At 70.6% G+C, this 22404-nt stretch carries 19 protein-coding genes; 12 read left to right on the top strand and 7 right to left on the bottom strand.

The annotated features are described in order from the left end of the window. The 4 genes from VED21_RS09500 to VED21_RS09515 all read left to right on the top strand — a co-directional run. Positions 1-274 (top strand): hypothetical protein (locus VED21_RS09500; RefSeq protein WP_324882101.1); only part of this gene is annotated, 274 nt, incomplete at its 5' end. Then, a complete protein-coding gene (locus VED21_RS09505; protein ID WP_324882102.1) occupies positions 271-987 on the top strand; it encodes a hypothetical protein in 717 nt (238 codons plus the stop codon). The genes VED21_RS09500 and VED21_RS09505, both read left to right, overlap by 4 nt. A 25-nt stretch (positions 988-1012) precedes the next feature. Then, positions 1013-1687, top strand: coding sequence for a sugar transferase (locus tag VED21_RS09510; protein ID WP_324882103.1), 675 nt, complete (start codon positions 1013-1015; stop codon positions 1685-1687). Further along, positions 1684-4110, top strand: coding sequence for a VpsF family polysaccharide biosynthesis protein (locus tag VED21_RS09515; protein WP_324882104.1), 2427 nt, complete (start codon positions 1684-1686; stop codon positions 4108-4110). The genes VED21_RS09510 and VED21_RS09515 overlap by 4 nt, the downstream gene beginning before the upstream one ends. A gap of 133 nt (positions 4111-4243) precedes the next feature. Here the strand turns inward: VED21_RS09515 and VED21_RS09520 are convergent, their stop codons facing one another. After that, entirely contained in the window at positions 4244-4951 is a 708-nt protein-coding gene (locus tag VED21_RS09520) for a polysaccharide biosynthesis/export family protein (protein ID WP_324882105.1), read from the bottom strand. Between the two features lie 154 nt (positions 4952-5105). Between VED21_RS09520 and VED21_RS09525 the strand changes: the two genes are divergently transcribed. The 7 genes from VED21_RS09525 to VED21_RS09555 all read left to right on the top strand — a co-directional run bounded on the left by VED21_RS09525 (position 5106) and on the right by VED21_RS09555 (position 15800). Continuing rightward, positions 5106-6317 carry a glycosyltransferase family 4 protein gene (locus VED21_RS09525; RefSeq protein ID WP_324882106.1) on the top strand — a complete coding sequence of 404 codons (1212 nt, stop codon included), beginning with the start codon at positions 5106-5108 and terminating at the stop codon, positions 6315-6317. A 26-nt stretch (positions 6318-6343) separates the two neighbouring features. Then, positions 6344-8191, top strand: coding sequence for an asparagine synthase (glutamine-hydrolyzing) (gene asnB, locus VED21_RS09530; RefSeq protein ID WP_324882107.1), 1848 nt, complete (start codon positions 6344-6346; stop codon positions 8189-8191). A gap of 283 nt (positions 8192-8474) precedes the next feature. Next, entirely contained in the window at positions 8475-10103 is a 1629-nt protein-coding gene (locus tag VED21_RS09535) for a carboxylesterase/lipase family protein (RefSeq protein WP_324882108.1), read from the top strand. A 306-nt stretch (positions 10104-10409) separates the two neighbouring features. Then, positions 10410-12200 carry an FAD-dependent oxidoreductase gene (locus tag VED21_RS09540; RefSeq protein ID WP_324882109.1) on the top strand — a complete coding sequence of 597 codons (1791 nt, stop codon included), beginning with the start codon at positions 10410-10412 and terminating at the stop codon, positions 12198-12200. Next, positions 12191-14041: a 2-oxoacid:acceptor oxidoreductase subunit alpha gene (locus tag VED21_RS09545; protein WP_324882110.1), complete on the top strand. Its 1851-nt coding sequence runs from the start codon at positions 12191-12193 to the stop codon at positions 14039-14041. Before VED21_RS09540 ends, VED21_RS09545 begins: the two co-directional genes overlap by 10 nt. Beyond that, entirely contained in the window at positions 14038-15090 is a 1053-nt protein-coding gene (locus VED21_RS09550; protein WP_324882111.1) for a 2-oxoacid:ferredoxin oxidoreductase subunit beta, read from the top strand. The genes VED21_RS09545 and VED21_RS09550 overlap by 4 nt, the downstream gene beginning before the upstream one ends. A gap of 134 nt (positions 15091-15224) precedes the next feature. Next, positions 15225-15800 carry a polysaccharide biosynthesis/export family protein gene (locus VED21_RS09555; RefSeq protein ID WP_324882112.1) on the top strand — a complete coding sequence of 192 codons (576 nt, stop codon included), beginning with the start codon at positions 15225-15227 and terminating at the stop codon, positions 15798-15800. A 3-nt stretch (positions 15801-15803) separates the two neighbouring features. On the opposite strand, the gene maiA is transcribed toward VED21_RS09555, so the two are convergent. The 6 genes from maiA to VED21_RS09585 all read right to left on the bottom strand — a co-directional run bounded on the left by maiA (position 15804) and on the right by VED21_RS09585 (position 21176). Further along, positions 15804-16454, bottom strand: a complete 651-nt coding sequence (maiA, locus tag VED21_RS09560) for a maleylacetoacetate isomerase (protein WP_324882113.1) — start codon at positions 16452-16454, stop codon at positions 15804-15806. A 15-nt stretch (positions 16455-16469) separates the two neighbouring features. Continuing rightward, entirely contained in the window at positions 16470-17156 is a 687-nt protein-coding gene (locus VED21_RS09565; RefSeq protein ID WP_324882114.1) for an ABC transporter ATP-binding protein, read from the bottom strand. Next, complete coding sequence (locus VED21_RS09570; protein ID WP_324882115.1) at positions 17149-17922, bottom strand: ABC transporter ATP-binding protein; 774 nt, start codon at positions 17920-17922, stop codon at positions 17149-17151. Before VED21_RS09570 ends, VED21_RS09565 begins: the two co-directional genes overlap by 8 nt. Further along, positions 17922-18938: a branched-chain amino acid ABC transporter permease gene (locus VED21_RS09575; protein ID WP_324882116.1), complete on the bottom strand. Its 1017-nt coding sequence runs from the start codon at positions 18936-18938 to the stop codon at positions 17922-17924. The genes VED21_RS09570 and VED21_RS09575 overlap by 1 nt, the downstream gene beginning before the upstream one ends. Continuing rightward, positions 18931-19803 carry a branched-chain amino acid ABC transporter permease gene (locus VED21_RS09580; RefSeq protein WP_324882117.1) on the bottom strand — a complete coding sequence of 291 codons (873 nt, stop codon included), beginning with the start codon at positions 19801-19803 and terminating at the stop codon, positions 18931-18933. The genes VED21_RS09575 and VED21_RS09580 overlap by 8 nt, the downstream gene beginning before the upstream one ends. A 176-nt stretch (positions 19804-19979) precedes the next feature. Then, positions 19980-21176, bottom strand: coding sequence for an ABC transporter substrate-binding protein (locus VED21_RS09585; protein ID WP_324882118.1), 1197 nt, complete (start codon positions 21174-21176; stop codon positions 19980-19982). Between the two features lie 183 nt (positions 21177-21359). On the opposite strand from VED21_RS09585, the gene VED21_RS09590 reads away from it, so the two are divergent. Continuing rightward, positions 21360-22400 (top strand): cupin domain-containing protein, encoded by a 1041-nt coding sequence (locus tag VED21_RS09590; protein WP_324882119.1) that lies wholly within the window; start codon positions 21360-21362, stop codon positions 22398-22400. Positions 22401-22404 lie beyond the last annotated feature (4 nt).

The raw sequence follows: 22404 nt of genomic DNA on the forward strand, positions 1-22404 counted from the left end.
GGCGCTGCCGCCGCAGCGCGACGCCAACCCGCGCCTTCTGGTGAGCGTGGCCGGCGTCTTCGCCGGGCTGCTGTCCGCCTTCGCGGTGGCGTTCGCCAAGGCCGCCGTGTCGGACGTGTTCCTGACGCCGGAAACGGTGGAGCGCCAGCTGGGCCTGAAGGTGCTGCTGGCGCTGCCGCATGCCGACGGCGGCGCGCTGGAGCCGCCGGCCCTCGGCCCCGCGCGCCCGCTGCCGACGCTGCCCGCCGCCCGGGAGAGGGAGGGCGTGTCATGACGACAGACGTTCAGGCCGTCCAGGAATGGGGCCAGCACTTCCGCCACCTTTATTACGAGGTCATGAGCCGCCTGGGCGAGGGGCATGGTGACCGGCATGGTGACCGGCACGGTGCCCTGGTGCAGTTCATCGGCGCCAGCCCCGGCTGCGGCGTGTCGTCGGTGGCGCGCATGTTCGCGCTGGCGGCGGCCTCGCTGGGCGACGGGGCGGTGTTCCTGTTCGACCTCGCCGGGCCGGAGAACGCGCAGCACGCGTGGTTCCGCGACCTCGCCGCCCGCACGCCGGGCCGCGATCTGGTGCCCATCGACGGCGCCCTGCTGCCGGCCAGGGGGCTGTGGGTGGACGACGCGGGCGGGCGGGCGCACCTGCACGGCCACTGGGTCGACGGGCTGCGGCTGGCGGTGAGCGAATGCCGCGACCTGGACCCGCCGCCGGGGCTGGACCTGCGCGGGCAGGCGGCGTTCTGGGACCAGCTGCGCGCCGGCTTCGACATGGTGGTGGTGGACGCGCCGGCCAGCAGCGGCGTGTTCGACGGCATCCTGCTGGCCGGCCACATGGACGGCGTCGTCCTGGTGGTGGAGGCGGAGGAGACCCGCGCCCCCGTCGCCGCCCACCTGCGCGACGAGCTGGAGGAGGCCGGCGCCACCATCCTGGGCGTCGTCCTCAACAAGCGCCGCTTCCACATTCCGAAGTTCCTCTACCGCTGGCTTTGAGCGCACCGACCGGCGGAGGCCCACCATGCACGCCGCACCCATCCATTCCCACGCCGCCCGGCCACTCGGCCGCTTCGGCGCCGCCGTGAAGCGGGCGGAGGACCTTCTGCTCGGCCTGCCGCTGCTGCTGCTGTTCCTGCCGGTGATGCTGGCGATCGGCGTGCTGGTGCGGCTGGACAGTCCGGGGCCGGCGCTGTTCCGCCAGCCGCGCTACGGCTTCCACGACCGCATCATCACCGTGCGCAAGTTCCGCACCATGCGCCAGGACTGCGCCGACGTGGCCGGCGCCCGGCAGGAGGAGGATCACGACCCGCGCGTCACCCGCATCGGCCGCGTGCTGCGCCGCCTGCGCCTGGACGAACTGCCGCAACTGCTGAACGTGGTGGAGGGCACCATGTCGCTGGTCGGCCCGCGGCCCTATCCGGCCGGCATGCTGATCGGCAGCCACCCGGCGCACGACGAGCTGGCCCGGCACGCCCGGCGCAACGCGTTGAAGCCGGGGATCACGGGCTGGGCGCAGGTCAACGGCCTCGCCGGGCCGGTCGTCAGCGACGCCGACCTGCGGCGGCGCATCGCCTTCGACCTGCACTACGTCCACAACTGGTCGGTGCGGCTGGACCTGGAGATCCTGGCGCGCACCGCGTGGCTGGTGCTGCGGCAGGCGGCCCGGCCGCTGCTGGCGCGGTGGAGGCGGCGGTGAGCGCGCAACTGGCCGCCATCCTGGCCTTTGTCGGCATCGCACTCGACCTGCTGGTGTCGGACAGCCTGCTGGTGACGCTGGGGATCCCGTACAACGTGCCGGGCGGGTCGTATGTGTGGAAGGTGCACCCGGGCTCGTATCTGCTGATGCTGGCGTTCGTGGTGCTGGCGGTGCCGGCCAATCCGGTGCGGCTGGTGGCGGACACGGCGCGCCGGGTGCCGGCCGCCGCCTTCTACGGCGTGACGGTGGCCGGGCTGTTCGCCTACGTCACGCTCAACTACGGCTTCTCCGGCTCCGCCTTCGTGCTGGAGACGCTGGCGATGCCGCTGATCGCCGCGGCGCTGATGCTGCACCTGCCGGAGCGGTACAGGGCGCTGCTGTTCGCGGGCGTCGTGGTGCTGGTCACCGCCAACGCGCTCTTGGGCATCGCGGAGGCGGTGAGCGGCGACCGCCTCGTCCCCTACATGATCGGCGGGGAGCCGGTGTTCGAGCGGCACTTCCGCGCCACCGCGCTGGGCGGGCATCCGCTGAACAACGCGCTGATCACCGGCACGGTGCTGTTCGCCACGGTGCTGGTGCTGCGCGGGCGGCCGGTGCTGGGGGCGCTGGCGCTTCTGGTGCAGGCGGCGGCCCTGCTGGCCTTCGGCAGCCGCGTCGCCTTCGTGGTGGTCGGCGGCTTCGGCGCGGTGTGGCTGACGGTGTGGGCGGCGGGCTCGCTGCTGCGGGTGCGGCACGGGGTGCGCAACGCCATCGGCCATTCGCTGGTGCTGTTGCTGATCCCGCTGCTGGCCGCCGCCGCGGTGGTGGGGCTGGGGCTGGGGGAGCGCATCTTCTCCAGCTTCTTCATGGACGCCAGCGCGCGCACCCGCGTCGTCGCCTTCCGCGTCTTCGCCCTGGTCAGCACGCCGGAGCTGTGGTTCGGCATCGGCCCCCTGGGCGTGGAGCGGGTGCTGGCCTTCCTGCGCCGCGCGCAGGGCCTGTCGGACGCCATCGAGAATTTCTGGGTGCTGTGGGTGCTGAACTTCGGGCTGGTCGGCTTCGCGCCGCTGGCAGCGACGCTCCTGTGGTTCGTGCGCTCCCTGCTGCGCGGGGCGCCGGCGGCGCTGTGGGTGGCGGCGCTGACGTTCCTGCTGATCGCGTCGTCGAACAACTCGCTGGGCAGCAAGGACCGGGCGCTGGTGATCCTGGTCGTGGTGCTGATCGGCGGTCTCGCTTGGCACCGCAGCGCCCGGCCGGAGCCGGCGGAGGAGGCATCGCCGATGCCGGAGCGCGCCGGGCGCCGGCTGGCCGGGGCGGCGCTGGGCGTGCTGCTGGCGCTGGTCGCCGCCGCCGACGCACGCGCGGACGCGCCGCCGATCCGGCGCGGCGTGAACCTCAGCCATTGGCTGCAGTACGGCGGTCGGCAGCCGGTGACGGCCGACGACCTTGCCGCCATCCGCGCCGCCGGGTTCGACCACGTGCGGCTGCCCTTCGACCCGGCGCGCCTGGGCTGGACTCCCGACGCGCCGCTGGCTCGCCCGCCGCAGCAGCACCTGCTGGACGCGGCGGTGCGTGACATCCTGGCGGCGGGGCTGACGGTCGTCCTCGACTTCCACCCGCCGGAAGCCGCCCGCGCCCGCATCGAGCGGGAGCCGGCGGTGCAGGATGGCTTCGTCGCCTTCTGGCGCGCCCTGGCCGAGCGCTACCGCCACCACCCGGCCGACCGCCTGCTGTTCGAACCGCTGAACGAGCCGCAGTTCCCCGGCCGTGCCGCCGTGTGGAACGACCTGAAGGGCCGGCTGCTGGCCGCCGTGCGCGACGTCGACCGCACGCGCTGGGTGCTGCTGTCCAGCCTGGACGCGCCCACCATCATGGACCAGTTGCGCGCCGCCCGCGTGTTCCGCGACGCCCGCGTCGCCGCTGTCGTGCACTTCTACGAGCCGCACCTGTTCACCCACTTCGGCGCCAACTGGGGCACCGCGTCGCGCCCGCCGGAATCGCAGATCGCGGCGCTGGCCTACCCCTCGCACCGCCTCGACCCCGCAACGGTGGCGATCCGGCCGGGGCCGGAGACGGCGAAGGCGCAGGCCCTGGTGCGCGCCTACGCCGCCGCCCCGTGGGACGCCGCTACGCTGGACCGGCTGGTCGCCGAGATCGCCGCCTGGAGCCGCGCGAACGGCGTGCCGGTGGTGGTCACGGAGTTCGGCGTGCTGCGCCTGAAGGTGCCGCCGGAGTCGCGCCGGGCGTGGCTCTCCGACGCGCGCGCGGCGCTGGAGCGGCACGGCATCCCGTGGACCGTGTGGGACTACGCCGACGTCTTCGGCATCGCCACGGCGGTGGGGCCGGTGGAGCTGTGGCGCGACGGCGCCGTCGTCCCCGCCGACCCCAAGGCGATCCGCCGCGCCTTCGATCCCGACGCCCTGGCGGCGCTCGGGCTGCGGTGACGTTTGCCCCCTCCCTAACCCTCCCCCTCTTCGAGGTGGAGGGGACTGCCGCCGCTTCGGCACGGAAGACCCTCCACCGCGAAGCGGGGGAGGGTGGCGAGCGTAAGCGAGCCGGGAGGGGGCACGCGGCCCGTCACTGCGTGGCCGGGTTGGTGTTGCGGTTGATGGAGTAGTTGAAGCTGCGGCCGAAGGGCAGGGTGCGGTTGATGTACTGCTCCACCCACAGATCGATCTCGGCGACCGTGCTGCGCGGCACGAAGACGATGTCGTGGGGCATCAGCGGCACGTCGTTGCCGCTGCCGCTGCCGTTCAGCACCGCCTCCACGTTGACGATGCGCAGCATCGGCTTGTCGTCCGGCCCGCGGCGGATCAGCGCCACCTGGTCCAGCCGCGCGGTCTCGCGGAAGCCGCCGGCCAGCATGGCCGCCTGCATGGCGCCCAGGCGCCCGGTGATGGTGTAGACGCCGGGCGCCATCACCTCGCCCCCCACCAGCACGCGCTGCGAGGCGAAGGCGCGGCCGATGACCGTCACGTCGGGCTCGCGCAATTCCCTGCGGTAGAGCGCCTTCAGCTCGGCCGCCAGCTCGTCCGACGTCTTGCCCTCCACCCGCACGCTGCCGACCAGGGGCAGGCTGACGCGGCCGTCCGGCGCCACCAGCAGGCGGTCCGACAACTCCGGATGGTAGATCATCTTGATCTCGATCTCGTCGCCGGGGCCGAAGCGGTATTCCGGCGGCGTCGCCTGCCACGCCTGGAACCCCTCCGGCATGGTCTCCCGGATCGTCCCGTACTGCGTGCAGGCGGTGAGCAGCAGCAGGCAAAGCGCGATCGGCCAACGCATGATCGTTCCCAGGATGTTACCCGGCCAACGTGAGAATCAGGGCAGGCCGGATGCGACGATACGCCCGCTGCAGTCATAGGATGAAATCGCCCGAAGATCCATCTTTAGGGTTAGGATACCCCCTAAGGCAGTTCCGTGCCGCGGGGTGTCCGCCATGACCCATCGTCCCGGCGTCCTCATCATCGTCGAGAACCTGCCCGTGCCGCTCGACCGCCGCGTCTGGCAGGAGGCGCACGCGCTGCACCGCCACGGCTGGGAGGTCAGCGTCATCTGCCCGAAGGCGCATGGCTACACCAAGGGCTACGAGCTTATCGACGGCATCCACGTCCACCGCCACGGCCTGCCGTTCGAGGCGACGGGCAAGCTGGGCTTCGTCCTGGAATACGCTGCCGCCCTGGTGGGGGAATTCGTGCTGGCCTGCCGGATCAAGGCGACGCGCGGCTTCGACGTGATCCAGGCATGCAACCCGCCGGATGACATCTTCCTGGTGGCCGGCTTCTTCAAGCTGCTGTTCGGCACGCGCTTCATCTTCGACCACCACGACCCGGTGCCGGAGATGTTCCTGGCCAAGTTCGGCCGCGCGGGCTGGCTGCACCGCGCCACCCTGCTGGCCGAGCGCTGCACCCTGAAACTGGCCGACCACGTGGTCACCACCAGCGAGGCGCTGCGCCGCATCGCCGTGGAGCGCGGCGGGCGCGATCCGCAGGACGTGACGCTGGTGCGCAGCGGCCTGGACCTCGACCACGTGCCGGCGGTGGCGCCGGTGCCGGCGCTGAGGCACGGGGCGGCGCACCTGCTGCTCTATGTCGGCGTCATGGGCGCGCAGGACGGCGTCGACCGGCTGCTGCGGGCGCTGCAGGTGCTCATCCGCCGCGGGCGCACCGACGTGCATCTGGCGCTGGCCGGCGCCGGGCCGGAGTTCGAACCCATGCAGGCCCTGGCGCGCGAGCTGGGCGTGGCGGGCTATTGCACCTTCCACGGCTACCTCACCGGCCTCCCGTTCTTCGAGCTGCTGGCGACGGCCGACCTGGGCGTCTGCCCGGACCCGCCGAACGCCTACAACGACAAGATCTCCATGAACAAGCTGATGGAATACATGGCCTTCCGCCTGCCGGTCGTGCAGTTCGGCCTGACCGAGGACTGCGCCATCGCCGGCGGCGCCGGGCTGACCGCGCCGGGTTCCGACCCCGCCGACCTCGCCGGCCGCATCGCCGAGCTGCTGGACGATCCCGACCGGCGCCGCCGCATGGGCGCGATCGGGCGGGAGCGGGTGGAGCGGCTGTTCGACTGGCGCCGGCAGGTGCGCGCCTATCTGCAGGTCTACGACACCGTGCTGGCCGGCCGGCCGGCCGTTCTGGCGCGCTGAAGCTGTCAAAGGGGAAAGGGGGACGCATGTGCGGCATCGCCGGTTGGATCGCGCGGCGGGGGGAGGGGTTTCCGGCCCACGCGCTCGACCTCATGCTGGCGTTCGTGCGGCACCGCGGCCCGGACGACGGGGGCGAACTGGCCGCCGGCTCGGCCGACGGCTTCGCCGAGGTGGCGCTGGGCCACCGCCGGCTGTCGGTGATCGACTTGGAGGGCGGGCACCAGCCGATGGCCCTGCCCGACGGCACCGCCGTCACCTTCAACGGCGAGATCTACAATCATCGGGAACTCCGCGCCGAGCTGCAGCAGGCCGGCGCCGCCTTCACGACATCCAGCGACACGGAGGTGCTGCTGCACGGCTACCGCGCCTGGGGGGCGGAGGGGCTGCTGGCGCGCCTCAACGGCATGTTCGCCTTCGCGCTGTGGGATCCGGCGGCCGGGCGCCTGCTGCTGGCGCGCGACCCGTTCGGGCAGAAGCCGCTGTTCTTCCTGCACCGCGGCGGCACGCTGGCCTTTGCGTCGGAGATCAAGGCGCTGCTGACCCTGCCGGGCGTCGAGCCGCGCCTCGACCGCCGGGCGCTGGCCCACTACTTCGACTGGCTGTTCGTGCCGGCCCCGCGCACCCTGTTCGCCCGCATCAAGAAGCTGCCGCCGGGCACCGCCGCCGTGTGGGAACGGGGGACCCTGCACCACTGGGCCTTCCACACGCCGCCCGACGCGCTGCCCCGCCGGCCCATGCCGGACGGCGACCCGCCCACGCTGCTGCGCGCGGCGCTGGAGGCGGCGGTGGCCCGCCACATGGTGGCCGACGTGCCGGTCGGCGCCTTCCTGTCGGGCGGGCTCGACTCCTCCTCCGTCGTGGCGCTGATGGCGCGGCACGCGGGGCGGCCGGTGGAGACCTTCTCCGCCGGTTTCGCGGAGCCCGCCTACAGCGAGTTGCCCTACGCCCGCAGCGTCGCCCGGCACCTCGGCTGCCGGCACCACGATGTGGTGTTCTCCGAGCGCGAACTGATCGACCTGCTGCCGCGCGCCACGTGGCACCGCGACGCGCCCGTCTCCGAACCCGCCGACCTGCCGCTGCTGCTGCTGAGCCGTCTGGCGCGGGAGTCGGTCACCGTCGTGCTGTCCGGCGAGGGGGCGGACGAGCTGCTGGGCGGCTACCCCCGCGACATCGCCGAACCGTGGGTGGCCGCCTACCAGCGCCTCGTCCCGCCGCCGCTGCACCGGGCGCTGGCCGGGCCGCTGGCGGCGGCGCTGCCCTATGGTGCCCGCCGGCTGAAGATCCTGGCCGGCGCGCTGGGCGAGGCCGGCTTCGGCCCGCGCGCCCGGCTGTGGCTGGGCGAGCCGGAGGCGGCGGCGCTGCGCCCCGGCGCCACGGCGGCGCTGCCGGAACCGCGCGGCGACACCGCGCTGCGCCGCATGCTGGCCTTCGAGCAGACGGTCTGGCTGCCCGACAATCTGCTGGAGCGCGGCGACCGCATGACCATGGCGCACGGGCTGGAGGGCCGCATGCCCTTCCTGGACCGGGAATTCGCCGATCTGGCCGGGCGCCTGCCGGACGAATGGCGGGTGCGCGGCTTCACCGGCAAGCGCGCGCTGCGCCTCGCCATGGCGCCGCTGCTGCCGGCCGAAGTGCTGCGGCGGCCGAAGGTCGGCTTCCGCCTGCCGGTGCACCGCTGGTTCCGCGGCGGCATGCGCCACTACCTGACCGACCACCTGGACGGCCCGGACAGCCGCCTGCGCGCGCTGTTCCCGGCCGCCGTCGTGCGCGCCCCCCTGGACGAACACCTGCGCGGCCGGCGCAACCACGAAAAGCTGCTGTGGGCGCTGCTGACGCTGGAGGTCTTCCTGCGCACCTGCCGGCCGTCGGTGTGACGCCCTCTCATCGTCATGGCCGGGCTTGTCCCGGCTACCCACGCACTCCGACCAATCCAAGGTGCGTGGGTGCCCGGGACTGGACCCGGGCATGACGGATTTGCAGAATGTCGGCATTCCCGCCAGGCAGCGTGTGGCCTCTGGTGGACTTGCATCTGTATGCGAACAAAACCCTTCCGCAACCATATTCGACAAATTGCGACATTTAACTGTATGCGATGGATTCGAGCAAAATCGCGGTGCTATGGGTGCCTTTCGGATCTGGTGTGGATGGAGCTGCACAATGAAGAAAGGTATTCTCTCGCTCGGCGCCGCCGTGGCGGCGCTGTGCCTGCTGGCCGGGGCCGCGCACGCCCAGGAGCCGGCGGACCCGACCGTGGTGGTGACCGACCAGGGCCCCATGGCCGGCGTGATCGGCAACGGGGTGCGCGAGTTCCGGGGTATCCCCTACGCATTGCCGCCCACCGGCGACCGGCGCTGGGCGCCGCCGCAGCCGGCCAAGGGCTGGACCGGCACGCTGGACGCCACGCGCTACGCCAGCGCCTGTCCGCAGTTGGAGCGCTACGGCATTCCCGAGAGAAGCGAGAACGAGGACTGCCTGTACCTCAACGTTACGGCCCCGGCCCCCGGCGGCAAGCCGGCCGACGGCAAGAAGCCGGTGTTCGTGTGGATCCACGGCGGTGGCTTCGTCGGCGGGTCCAGTGGGCTGTACGACCTGAGCGCGCTGGCCAAGGCCGGCGACATGGTCGTGGTGACGATGAACTACCGCCTGGGCGTCTTCGGCTTCATGCCGCACCGCGCCTTCGACGCCGACTTCAACGGCGGCTACGCGTTCGAGGACCAGCGCGAGGCGCTGCGCTGGGTGCAGCGCAACATAGCGGCGTTCGGCGGTGATCCCGACAACGTCACCCTGGCCGGCGAATCGGCCGGCGGTGCCAGCGCCTGCATGCAGATCCTGGCACCGGACCGCAGCGCCGGCCTTTTCCACAAGGCCATCCTGCAAAGCGCCGGGTGCGTCCACAAGCTGCGCTCCAAGGAGGAGGCCGCGGACGCGGTCGGCAAGCGGGTGGCCGAACTGGTCGGTTGCGTCGGCGGCGACGAGCTCAAGTGCCTGCGCGAGAAGCCGGTCAAGGAACTGCTCGAAGCCGGGTCGACGGCGCTGGCGGCCGACCTCATGGCCTTCGCCCCGGTCCATGGCAGCAAGGCGCTGCCGCTGCCGGGCGACGAGGCGCTGGCCACGGGCAAGTTCCTGAAGGTGCCGCTGCTGCACGGCGGCAACACCGACGAACTGCGCCTCTACGTCGCCTACGAGATGGCCGGCGGCAAGCTGACCACGCGCTTCACCCTCAAGGACAGGCTCGCGGACATCTATGGCAAGGACAGGGTGGAAACGATTCTGAAGGAATACCCGGTGCCGGGCGATCTGGCCTCGGCGTCCTACTTCGGCGGCGTACGGTCCGACTTCGATCCGACGGTGGGGCTCAACAACTGCGTCTACGTGCGCACGGCGCAGTTGGCCGCGAAGCACGTCACGGTCCACCAGTACGAGTTCGCCGATCCCAACGCGCCCGACGTGGTCGCCAACCCGGGCATGCAGATGGGCGCGGTGCACTCCGCCGAACTGCCCTACCAGTTCCCGGGCTTCTCCAACACCATGGCCCGCGACACGCCCGCGCTCACGGAGGTGCAGCGCAAGGTGGCCGCGCCGATGATGGCCTACTGGACCAGCTTCGCCCGTACCGGCACGCCGTCGGGTGCGGACCTGCCGGCGTGGCCGGTGTTCGACCCGAAGAAGAACAACGCGCTGCGCTTCGGCACGGGCGGCGCGCTGGACTTCATCGACGTGAACGCCGCGCACAAGTGCGACTTCTGGAAGAAGCAATACCCGGATCGCCTCGACAAGACCTACTGATGGACATCGGGCGGAGGCCGCGCCCCATCGGCGCCCGGAGGCCTCCGCCCGGCCTGCCGTCCTCCACGAAACCCACCCGCGCGGGCAGGTCGAAGCCCGCTCATTCGGGTGGTGTCCCTTGCGCGGACGGGGCGATGCGCGCAATCTATAGGGGATAAGCGGCCCCGTCCGCAGAGAAGCCCGCCCCCAACGAAGGGCGGAGCGTGGAGGAAACATGATGCTCAGGCAGGACCGCCGCATCGGCGCGGCGGCTGATGACGTGTCCCCGCACATTCCCACACCCGTTTCAAGGATGGGAGGTGCGCCGTGAAGCCCACCGATACCGGCACCCCCGAATACTTCCACAAGGTCGTCGATTGCCAGTACGCCTGCCCGGCACACACGCCGGTGCCCGAGTACATCCGGCTGATCGCCGCCGGGCGCTACGACGACGCCTACCTGATCAATTGGAAGTCCAACGTCTTCCCCGGCATCCTCGGCCGCACCTGCGACCGCCCGTGCGAGCCCGCCTGCCGCCGCGGCCGGGTGGAGGCGGAACCGGTCGCCATCTGCCGCCTGAAGCGCGTGGCCGCCGATCATAAGACGCCCGAGTCGGTGCGCGCCCGCTTTCCCAAGGTGCCCGCGCAGAAGAACGGCAAGCGCGTGGCGCTGATCGGCGCCGGTCCGGCCTCGCTGACCGTGGCGCGCGACCTTATGCCGCTGGGCTACGCCGTCACCCTGTTCGAGGGGGAGGCGAAGGGCGGCGGCTTCATGCGCAGCCAGATCCCGCGCTTCCGCCTGCCCGACAGCGTTTTGGACGAGGAGGTGGGCCAGATCCTCGACATGGGCGTGGACGCCCGGTTCGGCACCTGGATCAGCAGCCTGAAGGCGGTGCTGGACGACGGCTTCGATGCCGTCTTCATCGGCACCGGCGCCCCGCGCGGGCGCGACGTGGACGTGCCCGGCCGGCAGGAAGGGGCGGCCAACATCCACATCGGCATCGACTGGCTGGCCAGCGTCTCCTTCGGCCATGTCGAGACGATCGGCAAGCGGGTCATCGTGCTGGGCGGCGGCAACACCGCCATGGACTGCTGCCGCACCGCGCGCCGCCTGGGCGGCGAGGACGTGCGCGTGGTGGTGCGCAGCGGCTTCGCCGAGATGAAGGCCTCGCCCTGGGAGAAGGAGGATGCCATGCACGAAGGCATCCCCATCCACAACTTCCTGGTTCCCAAGGCCTTCACCCACACGGACGGCCGCCTGACCGGCGTCATCTTCGAGAAGGTGGAGGCGAGGTACGACGAGAAGGGCCGCCGCAGCCTGCTGCCGACCGGCGAGCCGGACGTGACCATGGAATGCGACGACGTTCTGGTCGCCATCGGCCAGGACAACGCCTTCCCCTGGATCGAGCGCGACATCGGGCTGGAGTTCGACCGCTGGGGCCTGCCCGTCGTCGACCCGGTCACGCACCAGACGACGCTGCCCCGTGTGTTCGTCGGCGGCGACGCGGCGTTCGGGCCGAAGAACATCATCACCGCCGTCGCCCATGGGCACGAGGCGGCGATCTCCATCGACCTGTTCTGCCAGGGCCGGGACGTGCGCGACCGCCCGCCGCCGCACGTCACCCTGATCAGCCAGAAGATGGGCATCCACGAGTGGAGCTACGACAACGACGTCTCCACGGACCGGCGCCACAAGGTGCCGCTGCTCGACACCGAACAGGCGTTGAAGGACGTCCGGGTGGAGGTCGAGTTGGGCTACGACGGGCGGCTGGCGTGGCAGGAGGCGCAGCGCTGCCTGAACTGCGACGTGCAGACGGCCTTCGCCACCAACCTGTGCATCGAGTGCGACGCCTGCCTCGACATCTGCCCGATGGACTGCCTGACCATCGCCGAGGATGCCGAGGACGAGGGCGAACTGCGCACCCGCCTGAAGGCACCGGCCGTCAACCTGAACCAGCCGGTCTACGTGTCGCCGGCGCTGAAGACCGGGCGCGTGATGGTGAAGGACGAGGACGTGTGCCTGCACTGCGGCCTGTGCGCGGAGCGATGTCCGACCGGCGCCTGGGACATGCAGAAGTTCTTCCTGGAAATGAGCCACGCGGGGTCCGCATGCCGCTGACCAGCATCAACGACTTCGTCGTCAAGTTCGCCAACGTCAACGGCTCCGGTTCGGCCAGCGCCAACCTGCTGTTCGCGAAGTCCATCCTGCGCATGGGCGTCCCGGTGGCGCCTCGCAACATCTTCCCCTCCAACATCCAGGGCCTGCCCACCTGGTACGAGGTGCGCGTGTCGGGATCCGGCCATCGCGGCCGGCGCGGCGGCGTCGACCTGATGGTCGCCATGAACCCGCAGACGTGGGACCGCGACGTGGCGGAGGTGGAGCCCGGCGGCTACCTGCTCTACGATTCGACCAAGCCGCTGCCGCCGTCCAAGTTCCGCGACGACGTCACCGTCATCGGCGTGCCGCTGACGGCGATCTGCAACGCCGAATACGCCGACCCGCGCCAGCGCCAACTGTTCAAGAACATCCTGTATGTGGGCGTGCTGTCGGCCCTGCTGGGCATCGACCCGGCGGTGATCGAGACGCTGCTGGCCGAGCAGTTCAAGGGCAAGGAGAAGCTGGTCGCCGCCAACGTGCACGCCCTGCACCTGGGCCGCGACCACGCGCTCGCCAACCTGACGTGCCCCATCGGCCTGCGGGTGGAGCACTCCGACGCCGTGGGTGAGCGCATCTTCGTGGACGGCAACAACGCCGCCGGCCTCGGCTGCGTCTACGGCGGGGCGACGGTGGCCGGCTGGTACCCGATCACCCCGTCCACGTCCGTGGTCGAGGCGTTCGGCAAATACTGCAAGAAGTTCCGCACCGATCCGGACACCGGCAAGGCCCGCTACGCCATCGTGCAGGCGGAGGACGAGCTTTCGGCCATCGGCATGGTGATCGGCGCCGCCTGGAACGGCGCGCGGGCCTTCACCGCCACCTCCGGCCCCGGCGTGTCGCTGATGCAGGAGTTCTTCGGGCTGGCCTATTTCGCCGAGATCCCGGCGGTGCTGATCGACGTGCAGCGCGGCGGCCCCTCCACCGGCATGCCGACGCGCACGCAGCAATCCGACGTGCTGGCCTGCGCCTACGCCTCGCACGGCGACACCAAGCACGTGCTGCTGTTCCCCGAGGACCCGAAGGAGTGCTTCGACTTCGCGGTCCAGGCGCTCGACCTCGCCGACCGGCTGCAGACGCCGGTGTTCGTCATGTCCGACCTGGACATCGGCATGAACGAGTGGCTGTGCGAGCCCTTCACCTGGGACGACACCCGCCACATGGACCGCGGCAAGGTGATGACGGCGGAAGAACTGGAGGCCGGCAAGGACTTCGGCCGCTACAAGGACGTGGACGGCGACGGCATCCCCTACCGCACCTACCCCGGCACGCACCCCGCCCGTGGCGCCTACTTCACGCGCGGCACCAGCAAGGACCCGTACGCCCGCTATTCGGAAGAAGGGGCCGTGTACGTGGACAACGTGCAGCGCCTTCTGCGCAAGTTCGCCACCGCCGCCCGGCTGGTGCCCGCCCCGGTGCCGCGCCCGGCCCGGCAGGCCACGCGCTTCGGCGTCATCCACTACGGCTCCACCGGCCCGGCCATGGCGGAGGCGCTGGAGGTGCTGGAAGGGCAGGGGCTGCACGTGGACGCGCTGCGCGTCCGCGCCTTCCCCTTCGACGACAGCGTGATCGAGTTCATCGAGCGGCACGACACCGTGTTCGTGGTGGAACAGAACCGCGACGCGCAGCTGCGCACGCTGCTGATCAACGAGGGCGCCATCGATCCGGCCAAGCTGATGCCCGTGCTGCACTACGACGGCACGCCGATCACCGCGCGCTTCATCGTGTCGGCCATCGGCGAGAAGCTGTCCGCCTACAACGTCGCGCCCCAACACATGGCCCCGAAGCGCAAGGTGGTGTCATGACCTACCTCAAGCCCAAGCTCCACCACCCCTCGCTGCCCGCCAACGCCCTGGGCTTCACCCGGCGCGACTACGAGGGGGCCGTGTCCACGCTGTGCGCCGGCTGCGGCCACGATTCCATCAGCGCCGCCATCGTCCAGGCCTGTTTCGAGCTGGACCTGCCGCCGCATCGCCTCGCCAAGCTGTCGGGCATCGGCTGCTCGTCGAAGACGCCGACCTACTTCCTGGGCGCCTCGCACGGCTTCAACTCGGTGCACGGGCGCATGCCGTCGGTGCTGACCGGCGCCAACCTCGCCAACCGCGACCTCGTCTACCTGGGCGTGTCGGGCGACGGCGACAGCGCGTCCATCGGCCTGGGGCAGTTCGTGCACTCCATCCGGCGCGGCGTGAACATGCTGTACATCGTCGAGAACAACGGCGTGTACGGCCTGACCAAGGGCCAGTTCTCGGCCACCGCCGACAAGGGCAGCAAGTCCAAGAAGGGGCAGGTGAACCTGGACGAGCCGATCGATCTGGTCGGCCTCGCCCTGCAAATGGGCGCCACCTTCGTGGCGCGCGGCTTCTCCGGCGACAAGGCGCAGCTGGTGCCGCTGATCAAGGCGGCGATCCGGCACCGCGGTGCGGCCTTCATCGACGTGCTCAGCCCCTGCGTGACCTTCAACAACCACGCCGGCTCGACCAAGAGCTACGACCACGTCCGCGCCCACAACGAGGCGCTCAACCGCCCGGACTTCGTGCCGGCCAAGGCGGAGATCGTGGCGGAGGTGGAGCCCGGCACGGCGCGCAACGTCACGCTGCACGACGGTTCGGTGGTGCGGCTGCGGGCACTGGCCGCCGACTACGACGTGAACGACCGCGTGGCCGCCATGAACCATCTGGCCGGACTGCAGGAGCAGGGCGAGATCGCCACCGGCCTGATCTACGTGGAGCCGGAGGCCGAGGACCTGCACGACCACCTGAACACGGTGGACACGCCGCTCAACCAGCTCGGCGACGCCGATCTGGTGCCGGGTGCGGCGGCGCTGGCCGCGCTGAACGCTGGGCTGCGCTGAGGTCTTTCTTCCGGCGGGTGCACCAAAGGGGTGCACCCGATCGGATGCGCCGCTTCCCCCTTTGCCTTTTCCCGCTTCGTGCCTGCGCGGCGGTAGCCTGAAGCAAACTGTTTCAGGCGGGGGAGGAAAACCGCATGGATCGGCGTACGGCGTTGCGCGTGATCGGATGGTCGGCCGTCGGGCCGGGGCTGGTGCTGGCCGGCTGCGCCGACATGGACGCCCCACCGGAGCCGCCGGGGCTGGCGGCGGGCGGCGACTACCGCCTGGGTGCCGGCGACGCGGTGCGCATCACCGTCTTCGGCGAGCAGCCGCTGTCCGGCGAGTTCCGGGTGGACGGCAGCGGCCGCATCGCCATGCCGCTGATCGGCGAGGTGCCGGCCAAGGACCGCACCACGCGCGAGCTGGAGCGCGAGATCGCCCGCCGCCTCTCCCCGGCCTACGTCCGCGACGCCAAGGTCGCCGCCGAGGTGCTCACCTTCCGCCCCTTCTTCATCCTGGGCGAAGTGCGCACCCCCGGCCAGTATCCCTACGTCAGCGGCATGACCGCGCTGTCGGCGGTGGCGATGGCCGGCGGCTTCACCTACCGCGCGCGCCAGGACGTGGTGTTCGTTTCCCGCGGCCGCGACCCGGAGCGCAAGGTCTACAAGGCGCCCATCACCACGCCGGTGATGCCCGACGACGTCGTCCGCATCGCGGAACGCTATTTCTGATCCTTATTTCTGGGCCTTGGCCTCCGGCTGGCGTTCCGGCACGGCGTCGGCGAAGGCCGGCAGGGTCAGGCACTCGGCCGCGATGCGGCGGATGGTGGGGTAGGGCGTCAGGTCGGTGTCGAAGCGCTGGGCGTTGAACACCTGCGGCAGCAGGCAGACGTCGGCCAGCGTCGGCGCGTCGCCGTGGCAGAAGCGCCCGGTGGCCGGGCTGCCGGCCAGCTCCGCTTCCAGCCCGTCGAAGCCCACCGTCACCCAGTGCCGGTACCAGGTGTCGCGCGTCTCCTGGTCATGCCCCAGCGGCGCTTCCAGGTACTTCAGCACACGCAGGTTGTTGATCGGGTGGATGTCGCAGGCGATGGCCTGGGCCAGCGCCCGCACCCGCGCGCGGCCCTTCAGGTCGCGCGGCAGCAGCGCCGGTTCCGGGTGCGCCTCCTCCAGGTATTCGACGATCGCCATGGACTGGGTCAGCACCGCGCCGTCGTCCAGTTCCAGCGCCGGCACCAAGCCTTGCGGGTTCAGCGCCAGGAACTCCGGCGTCCGGTGCTCCGCCCGGCGCAGGTGGTGGCTGACGTACTCGTACGCCAAGCCCTTGAGGTTCAGCGCGATGCGCACCCGGAACGAGGCGGAGCTGAGGAAATAGTTGTGCAGCTTCATGGAATGGTCTTCCGTTCAAACACCCAGGTACCGGTGGCGCAGGTCGGGATCGGCCGACAGCGTGTCGCCGTCGCCCTGCCAGACGACGCGGCCCTTCTCGACGATGAAGTGGCGGTCGGCGATCTCGATCAGCGCGTCGACGTTCTTGTCCACCACCAGGATCGCCTGCCCCTGCTTTTTCAGCGCGGCGAGGCAGCGCCAGATCTCGATGCGGATCAGCGGCGCCAGACCCTCCGTCGCCTCGTCCAGGATCAGCAGCTTCGGGTTGGTCAGCAGCGCGCGGCCGATCGCCAGCATCTGTTGCTCGCCGCCCGACAGCCGGTTGCCCAGGTTGGACCGACGCTCCGACAGGCGCGGGAACAGTTCGTAGACGCGCCGGAGCGTCCATTCGCCCTTGGTGGCGGTGGCGACGAGGTTCTCCTCCACCGTCAGGTTGGGGAAGATCTGCCGCCCCTCCGGCACCAGCCCCAGGCCGCTGCGCGCCACCTTGTAGGCCGGCTGGCCGTGGATCGCCTTGCCGGAGAAGCGCACCTCGCCGCCCTTCGGGCGGACGATGCCCATGATGGTGTGGATGGTGGTGGTCTTGCCCATGCCGTTGCGGCCCAGCAGCGTCACCACCTGACCCGCCTCCACCGCCAGATCCATGCCGAACAGAACCTGGCTGTCGCCGTATGCGGCCTGGAGCCCCTTGACCTCAAGCATTGAAGAACTCCCCGGCATGCGCCTCCTCGCCCAGGTAGGCGCGCTGGACGTCGGGATCGCGGCGGATGGCGTCGGGCGTGCCGGTGGCGATGGCGCGCCCGTAGACCAGCACGCTGATGCGGTCGGCAAGGCTGAACACGGCGTCCATGTCGTGCTCGATCAGCAGCATGGTGTGCTTGCCGCGCAAGGATGACAGCAGCTCCACGATCACCGCGCCATCCTCCCGCCCCATGCCGGCCAGCGGCTCGTCCAGCAGCAGCAGTTTCGGATTCGTCGCCAGCGCCATGGCGATCTCCAACTGGCGCTGCTCGCCATAGGACAGGCGCGCGGTGGGCCAGTCGGCGCGGTCGCCCAGGCCGACCTGCTCCAGGTAGCGGCGCGCCGGCTCGGCCAGCGCGGGATCCGTCCGGGCGTTGCGCCAGAAGCGGAAGCTGTGCCCCTGGCGCGCCTGCACCGCCAGCGCCACGTTGGCCAGCGCGGTGAACTCCCGGAACACGCTGGTGATCTGGAAGGAACGCACCATGCCCAGCGCCACCCGCTCCGGCGGGGTCAGCGCGGTGACGTCGGCGCCCTCGAACTCCACCCGGCCGGAGTCGGAGCGCAGCTCGCCCGCCAGCTGGGCGACCAGGGTCGACTTGCCGGCGCCGTTGGGGCCGATCAGCGCGTGGATCTCGCCGTCCTTCAGGTCCAGCGACAGATTGTCGGTGGCGACCAGCGCGCCGAAGCGCTTCATCAGGCCGGTGACTTTGAGAAGCGGGCGGTCCATCACTTGCCCTCCCGCGCCGGCAGCAGGCCGTACAGGCCCTGGCGCGCGTAGATCACCACCAGCAGCAGCATCGGGCCGAAGACGGCCTGCCAATGCTCGGTCCAGCCGGACAGCACCTCCTCCAGCAGCAGGAAGACGAAGGCGCCGACCACGGGGCCGACCAGCGACCCCATGCCGCCCAGGATGACCATGACGATGATCTCGCCCGACCGCGTCCAGTGCATCATGGCCGGGCTGACGAAGTTCGCCTGGTTGGCCAGCAGCGCCCCGGCCAGCCCGGCGATGGCGCCGGCCAGCGTGAAGGCCACCAGCCGATAGCGGAACACCGGGAAGCCGATGTGCGCCATCCGCCGCTCGTTGGCCTTGGCTCCCTGCAAAACCATCCCGAAGCGCGAATTGGTGACCCGCCACAGCAGCAGCCCCACCGCGATCAGCACCCCCAGCGCCACGTAGTAGAAGGACGTCTTGTCGCGCAACGACACGAGGTCGGAGAAGGTGGAGCGGGCGGCGAGGCTCAACCCGTCGTCGCCGCCGTAGGCGCGCAGCGAGACGAAGAAAAAGTACGCCATCTGCGCGAAGGCCAGGGTGATCATGATGAAGTAGATCCCCTTGGTGCGCAGCGAGACGTAGCCGACCGCCAGCGCCAGCAGCCCGGCGCACAGCATCGCCAGGGGCCACGCGATCCAGCCGCTGTCGGTGCCGGGCAGCAGGCCGAACAGCAGCGTCTCCTCCGCCCCATGGTGGGCCAGGATGCCGACCACGTAGGCGCCCACCCCCATGAACATGGCGTGCCCGAAGCACACCAGCCCGCCGTAGCCGAGGATGAGGTCGAGGCTCATGGCCGCCAGCGCGAAGACCAGCACGCGGCTGACCAGCGAGATGTAGAACGGCTCGCCCAGCGCCTTTGCGGCGGGCGGCAGGGCCAGGAGGGCGATGGCGAGCAGCGCCACCGCCCACAGGCGCGCGGACGGCGCGCGCAGGGCCGGCGGCCCCGTCATCGTGGTCATATCAGTCATGGGCCGAGAACAGTCCTTGCGGGCGCCAGTAGAGGATGGCCGCCATGAGGATGTAGATCGTCATCTCCGACACCGCCGCCGGCAGCAGCATGCGGCCGAAGGTGTCGCTCAACCCCACCATCAGCGCCGCGATGAAGGCGCCGCGGATGGAGCCGATGCCGCCGATGACGATGACGACCAGGGTGAGGATCAGCACGCTGTCGCCCATGCCCACCTGTACGGACAGGAGCGGCCCCGCCATGGTGCCGGCCAGCGCGGCGAGTGCGGCGCCCAGACCGAACACGGCGGTGTAGAGCACACGGATGTTGACGCCCAGCGCCTCCACCATCGTGCGGTTGCTGGCCCCCGCGCGGATCAGCATGCCGGCCCGCGTGCGGGAGATCAGCAGGTACAGCGCCACCGCCACCGCCATCCCGACGCCGATGGTGACCAGCCGGTACAGCGGATAGGGTGCGCCGGGGATCAGCGTGACCGTGCCCTCCAGCGCCTCGGGCAGCGGCATGAACACCGCCTGCGGGCCCCAGACGATGCGCGCCATCTCGTTGAAGAAGAGGATCAGGCCGAAGGTCGCCAGCACCTGGTCCAGGTGGTCGCGCGCGTAGAAGCGGCGCAGCACCGCCAGTTCCAGCAGCATGCCCAGCGCCAGCACGCCGACGAAGGCGCCGGCCCCGGCCAGCAGGAACGAGCCGGTCAGCCGGAACAGCGTCGCCGCGAAATAGGCGCCCAGCATGTACAGCGAGCCGTGCGCCAGATTGATCAGGTTCATGATGCCGAAGACGAGCGTCAACCCGGCCGCCATGAGGAACAGCATGGTCCCCAGCTGCAGCCCGTTGAGCGTCTGTTCGGCGATGAGCATGGCACTCATGGTGTGGGGGCTCCCCTCAAGCCTTGGGAAAGCCCCTCTCCCTTGACGGGAGAGGGGTTGGGGAGAGGGTGGTTCCGGGCGGCAGCCCGGAGAAAAAGGACTCCTTTGCCGCCGTCTGGCGGCTGTCCCCCCTCTCCCCAAACCCCTCCCCCGCGAGGGGGGAGGGGCTTTCAGGCTCACTTCATCGCGCAGTCCTTCACGTATGCGTCCTGGTGGTCCTTCATGACCGGGGCGCGGTAGGCGTTGACCAGACGGCCCTTGGCGTCCTTCACCACCTCGTACAGCGCGTAGTCCTGGACCGGGTAGTTGTTGGTGTTGAAGCGGAAGCTGCCGCGCACGCTCTCGAACTTCGCACCCTTGATGGCGGTGCGCAGCGCCTCGCGGTCCGACACCTTGCCGCCCGCCGCCTTCACCGCGGCGTCCAGCAGGCGCGCCCCGTCATAGCCGGTGGCAGCGGCGGGGGAGGGGATGCGGCCGTATGCGGCCTCGAACGCCTCGACGAAGGCCTTGTTGGCGGCGTTCTCCGTGCCTTCCGACCAGAAGGCGGTGCTGAAGGTGCCAAGCGCGGCGTCGCCCACCGCCGGCAGCACCGTCTGGTCCAGCGAGAAGCTGGGGCCGTACAGCGCCACCTCGCCCTTCAGGCCGGACTGCGCGTACTGCTTCAGGAAGTTGATGCCCATGCCGCCGGGGTAGAAGAAGAACACCGCCTCCGGCTTGGCCTGCCGGATGGCGGCCAGTTCGGCGGCGTAGTCCGGCTGGTTGAACTGGGTGTAGACCTCGCCGACGACCTGCCCCTTGTAGAAGCGCTTGAAGCCGGCCAGCATGTCCTTGCCCGCCGGATAGTTCGGCGCCAGCAGGTAGGCGGTCTTGACGCCCTTGTCGGTCAGGTGCCGGCCCATCGCCTCCGGCACGTTGTCGTTCTGGAAGGCGACGTTGAAATAGTAGGGGCTGCAGCCCGCACCGGCCAGCTGCGACGGGCCGGCGTTGATCGACAGGTAGATCGTCTTGTTCTCCAAGACCGGCTTGGCCACCGCCAGCAGCACGTTGGAGAAGTTGATGCCGGTGACGATCTGCACCTTGTCGCGCTCCAGCATGCGCTCGGCCAGCTGGACGCCGACGTCGGGCTTGGCCTGATCGTCGCCCTGCACGATCTCGACGTCCACGCCGCCCAGCTTGCCGCCGGCGTGCTTCACGCCGAGCTGGAAGCCGTCCAGCAGCTCGCGCCCCAGCACGCCCTGCGGGCCGGAGAAGGTGGAGATGAAGCCGACCTTCAGCTTCTCCGCGGCATAGGCCGGAGATGCCGCCAGCGGCGCCGCGGCCGCCAGGGCAAGGGTCAGGCCGATCCGGGTCAGGCCGGCTGCGCGTTTCATCATGCGTTCCTCCCATAGAACGTGTCCAGTTGCCGTCCGCATGCGGCCCCCTGCGACGGGGTGACGCTGCGTTTTTTATTGAACAGCATGCGGACAATCAGTACGCTGTTGATCAGTATGCTGTCAATCAGTAATGTCACCAACGACAACAGGGGCGTTCCAGAGCCCCGTTCGAGGAGGAAGCCCATGTCCACCCAACTGGGGACGATGGCCGATCTGCCGGCCCAGTACGTCAGCGATCTGGCGGCGATGAGCGTCGTCCCGCTGTGGCCGTCGCTGCGCGCCGTGCTCCCCTACGGCATCCCGAGCCGCGCCACCGTGCCCTTCGCCTGGCGCTACGCCGAGATCCGCGACCACCTGATGCGCGCCGGCGAGCTGACGCCGATCGAGAAGGCGGAGCGCCGCGTGCTCGTGCTCTCCAACCCCGGCCTGGGGCTGGAGCGGATGATGGCGACCCCGTCCATCTACCTCGGCCTGCAGCTGATCCTGCCCGGCGAGACCGCGCCCAACCACAAGCATTCGCCCAGCGCCGTGCGCTTCGTCGTCGAAGGGCAGAGCGGCTTCACCTCGGTGGACGGCGAGAAGTGCCCGATGGAGAAGGGCGACCTGATCCTCACCCCGTCCGGCCTGTGGCACGAGCATGGGCACGCGGGCAGCGGCCCGGTGGTGTGGCTCGACGCGCTGGACCTGCCGCTGGTCTACGCGCTGGAGGCGTCCTACTGCATCGAGGGTGAGCCGCAGACCATCCGCAACGCCGCCGACCGTTCGCAGACCACCTACCGCCGCGCCGGCCTCGTGCCCTACGCCTCGCTGAAGGCCCGGCGCGACGACTACCCGCTGATCCGCTTCCCCTGGCGCGAGGTGCGGCAGAACCTGACCGACCTGTCCACCGCCGTCGGCCCGGGCGAGGCGGTGCACCTCGCCTACGTGAACCCGGAGACGGGCGAGGAATGCCTGCCGATCCTCGGCTTCTCCGCCCAGATGATCCGTGCCGGGGAGGAGGTGGCGCCGCGCCGCCGCTCGGCCAGCAGCGTCCTGCACGTGATCGAAGGGCGCGGCGAATCGGAGATCGACGGCGTCACGCTGCGCTGGGAGGAGGGCGACACCATCGCCATCCCCACCCACGCCACCGTCCGCCACCGCGCCGAGGGCAAGGCCCCGGCCTTCGTCTTCCACGTCGACGACGCGCCGTTGCACCGCAAGCTTGGCTTCTACGAGGAGTTCTGAGGTT

The organism is Azospirillum sp. (assembly GCF_035627195.1).
In the GTDB taxonomy this organism is placed as follows: Bacteria; Pseudomonadota; Alphaproteobacteria; order Azospirillales; family Azospirillaceae; genus Azospirillum.

Excerpts from the sequence above, each read along its gene's own strand:
- VED21_RS09505 (WP_324882102.1), top strand. The coding sequence starts at position 271 with ATGACGACAGACGTTCAGGCCGTCCAGGAATGGGGCCAGCACTTCCGC.
- VED21_RS09510 (WP_324882103.1), top strand. The coding sequence starts at position 1,013 with ATGCACGCCGCACCCATCCATTCCCACGCCGCCCGGCCACTCGGCCGC.
- VED21_RS09520 (WP_324882105.1), bottom strand. The coding sequence starts at position 4,951 with ATGCGTTGGCCGATCGCGCTTTGCCTGCTGCTGCTCACCGCCTGCACG.
- VED21_RS09525 (WP_324882106.1), top strand. The coding sequence starts at position 5,106 with ATGACCCATCGTCCCGGCGTCCTCATCATCGTCGAGAACCTGCCCGTG.
- asnB (WP_324882107.1), top strand. The coding sequence starts at position 6,344 with ATGTGCGGCATCGCCGGTTGGATCGCGCGGCGGGGGGAGGGGTTTCCG.
- VED21_RS09535 (WP_324882108.1), top strand. The coding sequence starts at position 8,475 with ATGAAGAAAGGTATTCTCTCGCTCGGCGCCGCCGTGGCGGCGCTGTGC.
- VED21_RS09545 (WP_324882110.1), top strand. The coding sequence starts at position 12,191 with ATGCCGCTGACCAGCATCAACGACTTCGTCGTCAAGTTCGCCAACGTC.
- VED21_RS09550 (WP_324882111.1), top strand. The coding sequence starts at position 14,038 with ATGACCTACCTCAAGCCCAAGCTCCACCACCCCTCGCTGCCCGCCAAC.
- VED21_RS09555 (WP_324882112.1), top strand. The coding sequence starts at position 15,225 with ATGGATCGGCGTACGGCGTTGCGCGTGATCGGATGGTCGGCCGTCGGG.
- maiA (WP_324882113.1), bottom strand. The coding sequence starts at position 16,454 with ATGAAGCTGCACAACTATTTCCTCAGCTCCGCCTCGTTCCGGGTGCGC.
- VED21_RS09565 (WP_324882114.1), bottom strand. The coding sequence starts at position 17,156 with ATGCTTGAGGTCAAGGGGCTCCAGGCCGCATACGGCGACAGCCAGGTT.
- VED21_RS09570 (WP_324882115.1), bottom strand. The coding sequence starts at position 17,922 with ATGGACCGCCCGCTTCTCAAAGTCACCGGCCTGATGAAGCGCTTCGGC.
- VED21_RS09575 (WP_324882116.1), bottom strand. The coding sequence starts at position 18,938 with ATGACTGATATGACCACGATGACGGGGCCGCCGGCCCTGCGCGCGCCG.
- VED21_RS09580 (WP_324882117.1), bottom strand. The coding sequence starts at position 19,803 with ATGAGTGCCATGCTCATCGCCGAACAGACGCTCAACGGGCTGCAGCTG.
- VED21_RS09585 (WP_324882118.1), bottom strand. The coding sequence starts at position 21,176 with ATGATGAAACGCGCAGCCGGCCTGACCCGGATCGGCCTGACCCTTGCC.
- VED21_RS09590 (WP_324882119.1), top strand. The coding sequence starts at position 21,360 with ATGTCCACCCAACTGGGGACGATGGCCGATCTGCCGGCCCAGTACGTC.